Raw genomic sequence first — 8,858 nt, forward strand, 5'->3', positions numbered from 1 at the left:
TCTTAATCAACATAATCTAGCAAATAAGCGTAGCCTTTTTCTTCCATTTGGTCTTTGGGAATAAATCGAATAGAGAGACTATTGATACAGTAGCGCAAGCCACCCTTGTCCTGAGGACCGTCCGTAAAGACATGGCCCAGATGAGAATCTCCCACTCGGCTTCTCACTTCCATGCGTGTCATATTGTAGGACTTATCTTCCTTGTAAGTGGCAACATCTGGACTAATGGGTTGGGTGAAACTAGGCCAACCACAACCAGACTCGAACTTATCCTTTGATGAAAAGAGGGGTTCGCCAGTTGCTACATCCACATAGATACCAGATTCAAATTTATCCCAGTAGCGGTTTGAAAAAGCCCGTTCTGTTTGATTTTTCTGAGTAACTGCATAATCCTCAGGTGACAGGGTCTTTTTCAACTCCTCATCACTTGGTTTTGGATATTTGCTGGCATCAATGACGGGATAGGCTGCCTGATTGACATTGATATGGCAGTAGCCATTTGGATTTTTCTTGAGATAGTCTTGGTGGTAATCCTCAGCAACTACAAAATTCTGCAGACTCTCCTTTTCAACTGCTAGAGGTTGATCGTATTTCTTAGCCACCTCATCAAAGACTTGGTTAATCACCTCTAAATCCTTGTCATCTGTGTAATAAACACCAGTACGGTACTGGGTTCCCACATCATTTCCTTGTTTATTTTTGCTAGTTGGATTGATAATGCGGAAGTAATGAAGCAGGATTTCCTTGAGGGAAATTTGATTGGCATCATAAGTAACATGGACAGTCTCCGCATGACCTGTTTGGTTAATCAATTCATACTTGGTTGTCTCCCCTCTACCATTTGCATAGCCTGAAACGGCATCTGTCACCCCGGGAACGCGTGAGAAATATTCCTCCACTCCCCAGAAACATCCCCCAGCTAGATAAATTTCGTGCAAGTCTGCATCTTTACTCACTTCTGTTTTTTTCACTGTTTTTCCTCCTTGGCTAACTGATGCTTTCTCAATTTGCGAGCTATCTGTCTGCCCTGTATTTCGCATCAATAGAAAATAGAAACCGGTTATGGCTAGGAAAAAGATTCCTGCCAAAACAAACAATTTTACTTTATCATTCATGACCTTTCTCTACCCCATTTCTTTCAATGTTTTTAAAATCATATCCTTATCCATAAAACCAGGTTGCGTTTTGACTAGCTTACCTTCCTTGTCTATAAAGGCTTGAGTTGGATAAGAACGAACACCATAACTTTCCAACAGTTTTCCTGATGAGTCAATTAGAACTGGGAAATTTTTATAATCCAAGCCCTTGTACCAGTTCTTAAAGTCTGCTTCTGCTTGTTCCCCCTTATGTCCTGGTGACACTACCGTCAAAACTACATAGTCATCACCAGCATCTTTAGCAATTTCATCCGTATCTGGAAGACTGGCTAGACAGATGGAACACCAAGAAGCCCAGAATTTGAGATAGACTTTCTTACCCTTATAATCAGACAAGCGGTAGGACTTGCCATCTACTCCTGTCAGTTCAAAATCAGCAACTGCCTGACCTTTAGTCGCAGTTTGCGAACTAACTTGTTCTGTTTTTGTTTGCTCCTTCATAGTAGATTCGTCTGACATATTTTTAGCAGAACAGGCTGCCAAGCAACAGATTGAGCCGACTCCAAGGAGACATGTTTGCCATTTTTTCATTTCTTCTTCCTCTCTATTCAAATAATGTAGTCAAAATAGAAGCATTTCCCAAAAGCACCAAAATTCCCATCACGATAATGAGGAAACCACCCACTTTTTTGAGGGTTCCTAGATAAGGATGGAGTTTTCGGAAATGTTTCAAAACATAGCTGGAGGCAAGAGCTAGAGCCAAAAATGGTAGAGCCAAACCCAGCGTGTAAATCAACATGAGACCAGCTCCCTGCCAGGCACCTGAACCACCTGAAGCCGCTAAAGTCAAAACAGAGCCAAGAACCGGACCCACACAAGGCGTCCAGGCAAAACTAAAGGTCAATCCCAGTAAAAATGCCTGACTATAGCCCTTACCCTTTTGCACCTGTCTCTTTAATTGTAGCCTTCTTTCCTTGTAGAGTCCCTGAAAATGTAAGACTTCCATCTGGTGCAAGCCCAAGAGAATGATGACCGCACCCGTCACATACTGAAACCAAGGGGCGTACAGCAAATCTCCTAAAAAACCAGCTCCATAGCCTAGTAAGATAAAAACAAAGGAAATCCCTATTATAAAAGCTAGAGTTCGCAATAAACTAACAAGTGAGATTGAAAATTTGCCACTAGAAGCCTGGGCACCATCTTTATCATCCAACAAGACCCCTGCATAAACCGGTAACAAGGGTAAGATACACGGAGAAAAGAAGGAAAGAATTCCAGCAAGAAAAACACTGATAAAAAAGATTATATTATCCATTGTCTTCCTCCATTCTTTGATTTGATAGGACTATTATAGCCCCAAAACTCCATAAAAAACAGGGACAATGATAGGGAAAAATAGGAATTTAATCAGGTTATACTTCAAAAAAATAAAAAGAAGCATGAAAACAAAAGGTAAGCTATCTTATCCCCAGTGAAAATCAAAGAGCAAACTAGGAAGCTAGCCTCAGGTTGCTCAAAGTACAGCTTTGAGATTGCAGATAAAACTGACGAAGTCAGCTCAAAACACTGTTTTGAGGTTGTAGATGAAACTGACGAAGTCAGTAACCATACATACGGCAAGGTGAAGCTGACGTGGTTTGAAGAGATTTTCGAAGAGTATTACTGTTTCAGAGCTTACATCTAGCATAACTAAAAAACAGATTCTTCCATCTATCACGGAAAAATCTGTCATTGACTTACTGATTTAGAAAAAATCCAACCACGGCTGGCGAAGCTTATCTTTGCTAGTTTCTCTGTATTTTTTAATTCCAAGAATGCTATTTTGACTAGTATTGGTGATGGTCATACAACAGCGCCTCAAACTCAGCGACAGTCATTCCCAGCTGCTCACTCGCAACCTCTGAAGTCAGAAGACCTTGGCGGACCATATCTAAGAAAGCGAAGACTCTTCCTTCAACTTTCCCGCGTTCTAAACCTTCCGCCCTAGCTTGTTCCAAGGCATAGTCCTGCGCTAACAAGGCTTGTTCTTCTCGCATACGTAGTTGACTAAACATCTTCCTGTCCTCCTCGGACCAGCTCTTGTAGTCCAGCAGTTGGTCTGCCTGGCTGATGGCTCGCTCGGGTTCCTGAGTAAAGGGTTTATTCCCAAAAAACTCCAACCACGGTTTGCGAATGCTATCTTTGCTGGTTTCTCTGTATTTTTTTAGTTCTAAGAACGCCATCTTGACCAGATGGTTTTCTTGTCCGTTATTGGTGATGGTTAATGTTTCACCTGTCGTGTCTTCTCGCATACTAAAACTGTGAAAGGCTAAATCATCTTGGAAGTAATTACTATCTACGATAGCAATAGCATAAACAGGTGCGATGTGTTTATAACTCTGGTGTGTATCACCTTCTCGTTGGCGAATTTTTTCTAGGTTTTGATTGACCTGACTGCACAGGTAAGCCCACAGGCGATTGATGAAAAAATTCTGATGATGCACCTGAATTTCAATGATCACTTGGGTGCCATTGTCCAACTCCGCCAAAACATCTATACTGGTATAGAAATCCTGCGCCGAGTAAGGTATGGAAGGCAAGACGTGAATATTGTTTCCCTCCAAAATGGTCACATTTTTGGCTGGCAAGTCCAGCATATCGCGAATAAATTGACAAGTGATTTCTGGATTGCTAAAGATTTTCTTAGCAACCAAGTCATTGGTCGGGCTGATGCCCGGATGTCTTAGAATCATCCTTTTCCTCCTTTTATTATACCACAGTTTTAAATCTAAGTTTCCTAGATTCTCTGGCTCTATCTATTTATTCGGAAAAAAGAGGATAAAGAAATAGTAAATAAAAAATAAGAACAGCGGATAAGTAATAAATTTTAAGATTATCTGTCTTCTCCGCTTATCTGATAATAAATTAAGTCCGCCAGATATCCTTTTCTCTCTACACCATCGACAATGGTTTTTAGATAGAACATTCCAGCCTTCTCCATGACGCGACCTGAAGCTGGATTGAGACTGGCATATCGTGCTCTGATCTTTTGAAAGCCTGCTTGAGTAAAACAAAAGTCCAAGACAGTTTTTAAGGCCTCTGTCATAATCCCACGTCCCCAGTAAGCCTTGCCTAACACATATCCAATTTCACAACTTGAATCTTCCTCGTGTATTTCAACAATGCTGATATCTCCGATTACTTGCTCCGGCTTTTCTTTGAGACAAATGGCCCATTTATAATAGTTGAGATTGATATAAGAAGAAACCCAATTACAAATCGAATTTCGAGTCACCTTAACATCAGAATGGGGATCCCAAGTGACATAGGTCAGATTCTCAGCGGATGAAGCCCAATTCTGAAACATGGTTTCTGCATCACTTTCCACAAATCTTCGCAAGATTAAACGATCTGTCTGTAATATTTGCGTACCGATTGCTTTCATGATGTTACCTCGCTTTCTGATAGATGATTCTATGCCCAACCTCAATTTAAATTTACTTTTCTTCTGAATTTCAAGGTAAGAAGCTAAAAAGGTCCCCCGGACCTTCCTCGCTTACTTGTTTCCATGCTCGGGGTAAAAAGACTAAACTCAGTAACAACTAAAAAACAAGTTTTTCATCTAGTTCCTTGACGCAGTCGCTGTCTGGTTTGAAATACGCTCTAGCAAGCTTTTTCAAACCTAGTCATCGTTGCGGGGGTGAGACGACGAAATCGAACTCTTCGAGTTATCGGACCTTCTTCGCTTACCTGTTTCCATGCTCGGGGTAAGAACCTCCACTGGAGGTGCCTCGTTTTCCTATTTTTAGACTCGGGGTAAAAAGGTCCCCCGGACCTTTTCACTCCCAAAAGTCATCAAATACGGTGATGGGTAGGTGGCGTTTGTGTTGGCCTTTATGCCACCAGTTTTCGATTCTTGCTTGGGCTTCTGGGCTGATTTTTTTGCCTTCTAGGTAGTCGTCAATCTCTTCATAAGTGACTCCGAGGGCTACTTCGTCAGCTAGGCCTGGTTTGTCTTCTTCTAGGTCTGCTGTTGGGATTTTTTCATAAAGGGCTGGGTCTGCACCAAGTTCCTTCAAGAGTTGTTTTCCTTGACGCTTATTGAGGCGGTAAAGAGGGAGAATATCCGCACCCCCGTCACCAAACTTGGTAAAGAAACCTGTGATATTTTCCGCAGCATGGTCTGTTCCAATGACCGCTCCGCTATGGGAACCAGCAAGGGCATACTGAGCAATCATACGGCAACGTGCTTTGATATTCCCCTTGTTGAAGTCTGAGACAGAACTACCTGTCGCTTCAACTGCAGCTGTCATGGCATCAGCTGATTCCTTGATATTCACAACCAAGCTGACATCTGGCTGGATGAATGCTAGGGCTTTTTGAGCATCTGCTTCATCAGCTTGCACTCCATATGGCAGGCGGACAGCGATAAATTTGTAGCTATCATCTCCTGTCTCTGCGCGCAGTTCTTCCATAGCTAGTTGGGCCAATCGACCTGCCAAAGTCGAGTCTTGTCCTCCAGAAATTCCTAGTACAAAGGTTTTTAGGAAGGGATGTTTTTTCAGATATCTCTTTAAAAAATCAATGGAACGACGGATTTCTACCTGAGCATCAATCACCGGTTTGACACCCAGCTCTTGGATAATCGTTTCTTGCAAACTCATTCTTCTTCTCCTTCACCAAGAGCTTCCTTGCGCATTTTGTCAATCAAGTCCATCTTGTCTTGCCATACATCACGCGCCAAATCCACTGGATAATGCTGTGGATTAAGCACTCGCTTGTACTCATCCCACAACTTGTCAAATTCCTTACGGGCATAAGCCTGAATCTCAGTCAAGCTAGGTAGGTTGTAAATCAATTTTCCGTCTTTGAAGATATCCACCAATAGAGGAACAGCATCAAAATTACGAACAGTCTTCTTGATGTAGGTATAAGTCGGATGGAACATCTTGATTTCCGTCATGTCGCTCACATCCACACCGTCATAAGTGATATAATCGCCTTCTGACTTTCCTTTTTCACGACTGGTAATGCGCCACACCTGCTTCTTACCTGGCGTAGACACTTTTTCCGCATTATTAGACAGCTTAATCGTATTGCGCATGTTCCCATTTTCATCTTCGATTGCCACAATCTTATAAACTGCCCCAAGAGCTGGCTGGTCATAGGCTGTAATCAGCTTAGTTCCCACACCCCAGACATCAATCTTGGCCTTTTGCATCTTGAGGTTGAGGATGGTATTTTCATCTAGATCATTAGAAGCATAAATCTTAGCCTCTGTAAATCCAGCCTCGTCCAGTTGCTGACGAACTTTCTTGGAAATGTAGGCAATATCCCCAGAGTCAATCCGCACACCCATAAAGTTAATCTGGTCCCCCAACTCACGCGCTACCTGAATAGCAGCTGGCACACCGATGCGAAGGGTGTCATAGGTATCCACAAGAAAGACACAGTTTTTGTGGGTCGCAGCGTAAGCCTTAAAGGCCTCATAGTCGTTACCATAAACCTGCACCAAGGCATGGGCGTGAGTCCCCAAGACAGGAATGTCAAAGAGTTTACCAGCACGCACGTTGCTAGTTCCATTGGCGCCACCAATCACCGCTGCGCGTGTTCCCCAGATAGCCGCATCCATCTCTTGAGCCCGACGTGTCCCAAACTCCATTAAAGGTTCATCTTCAATGACTGAACGAATACGAGCTGCCTTAGTCGCCACCAAGGTCTGGTAGTTGACGATGTTCAAAAGAGCCGTTTCGACCAACTGACATTGGGCTAGAGGGCCTTCCACCTGCACAATCGGTTCATTGGCAAAAACCAGATCCCCTTCTTGGGCAGAACGAACGGTCAACTCCAACTGGAAATTGCGAAGGTAATCCAAGAATGCCCCATGATAGCCTAGAGACTCCAAATAGGCAATATCACTATCTGAAAAACGCAAGTCTTCAAGATAATTCACAATTCTTTCCAAACCTGCAAAAACCGCATAGCCATTCTTAAAAGGCTGTTGGCGGAAATAAACCTCAAAGACCGCCTTTTTATTGTGAATTCCTTGGTCAAAGTAAACCTGCATCATGTTAATCTGGTACAAGTCCGTGTGCAATGTCAAACTATCATCTGGATACATACTTTTCCTACTTCCTTAGCTAGAAACCCATGAAAATTTTCAAAAACTTTCATGTATTCCAATAAATTAGTACTATTATATCACATTTTAGCTGGATTGAGAAAAGAGTAACAAGCTATTCACCACTCTCTAGTTCATCCATATCTTGTTCAAACTTTTTCTGAGCCCATTCGCCATAGCTCTTAAGACCAAGATTGCCAATAAAGACCCAGGGAAGGTAAATGACATAAGTAATTGCCCAAGCAGATAGGTATTTAACGTTCAAAGGATTGTGCTGATAAATTTCTATGTTGAATTGATAATTCTGTAACATCAAAAGAGTCGTAATAGCCAAGGTTAGGAAAAAACAACCCAAAATCGTAAAATGAAAACGACTATAGTAGGTCACTCCCAGATAACGGGCACGATTGAAAAAAAAGAAAATTCCTAATATCAGAGTATACACTAGAAAATTCGGATTAAAAAGAGATGGAGCCAACACTGCCACCAAATAGCTTAGAAGTACAAGCCCAATAAAGAGTGAAAAAGACTCTGCCCCAGCTTTATTGATTAGTTGTTCTTCTCTTTCGTCAAGTAATTGATAATGAATGAATTTAGTTACCATCTTCTTCCTCCCAAAATAATTGGTCTAGGGTTTTCCCTAAACATCTGCAAATGGACTGGCAGAGTGAGAGACTGGGATTGTATTTCCCCGCCTCTATCAAACCAATAGTCTGGCGCGTCACCCCAACAGCCTCTGCCAGTTGACCTTGTGTTAAATCAAGCTCCACACGAGCTAATTTTAATTTTAAATTTTTAGCCACCTGCGTCCTCCTTATAGTTTTAAAAAGTTGCGCCTCTTTTTAACAACATTATATCATATATCTAACTTAATGCAATATATAAATGTCATTTTGTAATATTTTCTTAACAAAAAAACTCTCTACCATAAAAAATAGAGATTGTTACGTTTAAATATAGGATTTCAAAATTTCGACGACATCACTTCTTTTCTTAACCTGATAGACCTTGATTCCCAACTTCTCAGCTACGATTGCATTATCCTCAATATCGTCTAGAAAGACACAATTTGTAGTATTTAAGGGGTATTTTATCGAGACTTATGTCAAACTCCCCTCTTTGCCTTATGCTTTCATATTCACCTTACAAATCCTTTTGGTAATAAAATCTTTGTCCGGTGTAGGGATAGTCTTGCAAGGTAAAAACTTCCTTGTAGCCATGCTTCTGATAAAAGTCTGGTGCCTGGAACTGGTAGGTATTGACAAAAGCAAAACGACACTTTCGATTCTTAGCTTCAGTTTCTGCTTGCTGCAATAGTCTTGAACCGATTCCTTGCCCTCTCAGTTCCTCTTTTACAAATAAATACTCGATTTCTAGCCAATTTCCAAAAGTCTCTGCTATCAAACCTGCCAGGAGATTGCCCTTTTCATCTTCGACATAAAGATTAAGTGGCTCACTTTCAGCTACTTCTCTTTTTGAACGATTATAAGCACGAATCAAATTCCCTATTTCTTGTACCTTCTGGGATTCCTTATTTTCCAATCTAAAGTACATCTAAACCTCCTCGAAAACTGATACAGCTTGATTATAGTCTTATTTCAATAGACTGTCAAACCAAAGGAAAATTGAGCATCTCAGCTTGCATAAACATCAAATGAACA

General features: G+C 41.5%; 10 protein-coding genes. All 10 read right to left on the bottom strand.

Going from position 1 to position 8,858, the window contains the following annotated elements:
* Window positions 1-2: 2 nt before the first annotated feature.
* Window positions 3-1,115, bottom strand: coding sequence for a peptide-methionine (R)-S-oxide reductase MsrB (gene msrB, locus O3599_RS03985; RefSeq protein WP_247939068.1), 1,113 nt, complete (start codon window positions 1,113-1,115; stop codon window positions 3-5).
* Window positions 1,116-1,124: 9 nt separating this feature from the next.
* Window positions 1,125-1,688 (bottom strand): redoxin family protein, encoded by a 564-nt coding sequence (locus O3599_RS03990; protein ID WP_261018062.1) that lies wholly within the window; start codon window positions 1,686-1,688, stop codon window positions 1,125-1,127.
* 13 nt (window positions 1,689-1,701) lie between these two features.
* The gene (gene ccdA2 / locus O3599_RS03995) at window positions 1,702-2,412 is read right to left on the bottom strand and encodes a cytochrome c biogenesis CcdA family protein (RefSeq protein ID WP_247939066.1); all 711 of its coding nucleotides are present in this window, start codon (window positions 2,410-2,412) and stop codon (window positions 1,702-1,704) included.
* 511 nt (window positions 2,413-2,923) lie between these two features.
* Complete coding sequence (locus O3599_RS04000) at window positions 2,924-3,829, bottom strand: Rpn family recombination-promoting nuclease/putative transposase (RefSeq protein ID WP_247939065.1); 906 nt, start codon at window positions 3,827-3,829, stop codon at window positions 2,924-2,926.
* A 140-nt stretch (window positions 3,830-3,969) separates the two neighbouring features.
* Window positions 3,970-4,521 (bottom strand): GNAT family N-acetyltransferase, encoded by a 552-nt coding sequence (locus O3599_RS04005; RefSeq protein ID WP_261018063.1) that lies wholly within the window; start codon window positions 4,519-4,521, stop codon window positions 3,970-3,972.
* Between the two features lie 394 nt (window positions 4,522-4,915).
* A complete protein-coding gene (gene nadE, locus O3599_RS04010; RefSeq protein WP_261018064.1) occupies window positions 4,916-5,740 on the bottom strand; it encodes an ammonia-dependent NAD(+) synthetase in 825 nt (274 codons plus the stop codon).
* A complete protein-coding gene (locus tag O3599_RS04015) occupies window positions 5,737-7,197 on the bottom strand; it encodes a nicotinate phosphoribosyltransferase (protein WP_371512065.1) in 1,461 nt (486 codons plus the stop codon). Before O3599_RS04015 ends, nadE begins: the two co-directional genes overlap by 4 nt.
* 115 nt (window positions 7,198-7,312) lie before the next feature.
* A complete protein-coding gene (locus tag O3599_RS04020) occupies window positions 7,313-7,801 on the bottom strand; it encodes a DUF6773 family protein (RefSeq protein WP_247949346.1) in 489 nt (162 codons plus the stop codon).
* Window positions 7,791-8,000 (bottom strand): helix-turn-helix transcriptional regulator, encoded by a 210-nt coding sequence (locus O3599_RS04025; RefSeq protein ID WP_173875948.1) that lies wholly within the window; start codon window positions 7,998-8,000, stop codon window positions 7,791-7,793. The genes O3599_RS04020 and O3599_RS04025 overlap by 11 nt, the downstream gene beginning before the upstream one ends.
* 340 nt (window positions 8,001-8,340) lie before the next feature.
* Window positions 8,341-8,751, bottom strand: coding sequence for a GNAT family N-acetyltransferase (locus O3599_RS04030; protein ID WP_247949347.1), 411 nt, complete (start codon window positions 8,749-8,751; stop codon window positions 8,341-8,343).
* Between the last annotated feature and the right edge of the window lie 107 nt (window positions 8,752-8,858).

It is taken from the genome of Streptococcus sp. 27098_8_103, from assembly GCF_041432345.1.
GTDB lineage: Bacteria > Bacillota > Bacilli > Lactobacillales > Streptococcaceae > Streptococcus > Streptococcus mitis_BV.

Excerpts from the sequence above, each read along its gene's own strand:
- msrB (WP_247939068.1), bottom strand. The coding sequence starts at position 1,115 with ATGAATGATAAAGTAAAATTGTTTGTTTTGGCAGGAATCTTTTTCCTA.
- O3599_RS03990 (WP_261018062.1), bottom strand. The coding sequence starts at position 1,688 with ATGAAAAAATGGCAAACATGTCTCCTTGGAGTCGGCTCAATCTGTTGC.
- ccdA2 (WP_247939066.1), bottom strand. The coding sequence starts at position 2,412 with ATGGATAATATAATCTTTTTTATCAGTGTTTTTCTTGCTGGAATTCTT.
- O3599_RS04000 (WP_247939065.1), bottom strand. The coding sequence starts at position 3,829 with ATGATTCTAAGACATCCGGGCATCAGCCCGACCAATGACTTGGTTGCT.
- O3599_RS04005 (WP_261018063.1), bottom strand. The coding sequence starts at position 4,521 with ATGAAAGCAATCGGTACGCAAATATTACAGACAGATCGTTTAATCTTG.
- nadE (WP_261018064.1), bottom strand. The coding sequence starts at position 5,740 with ATGAGTTTGCAAGAAACGATTATCCAAGAGCTGGGTGTCAAACCGGTG.
- O3599_RS04015 (WP_371512065.1), bottom strand. The coding sequence starts at position 7,197 with ATGTATCCAGATGATAGTTTGACATTGCACACGGACTTGTACCAGATT.
- O3599_RS04020 (WP_247949346.1), bottom strand. The coding sequence starts at position 7,801 with ATGGTAACTAAATTCATTCATTATCAATTACTTGACGAAAGAGAAGAA.
- O3599_RS04030 (WP_247949347.1), bottom strand. The coding sequence starts at position 8,751 with ATGTACTTTAGATTGGAAAATAAGGAATCCCAGAAGGTACAAGAAATA.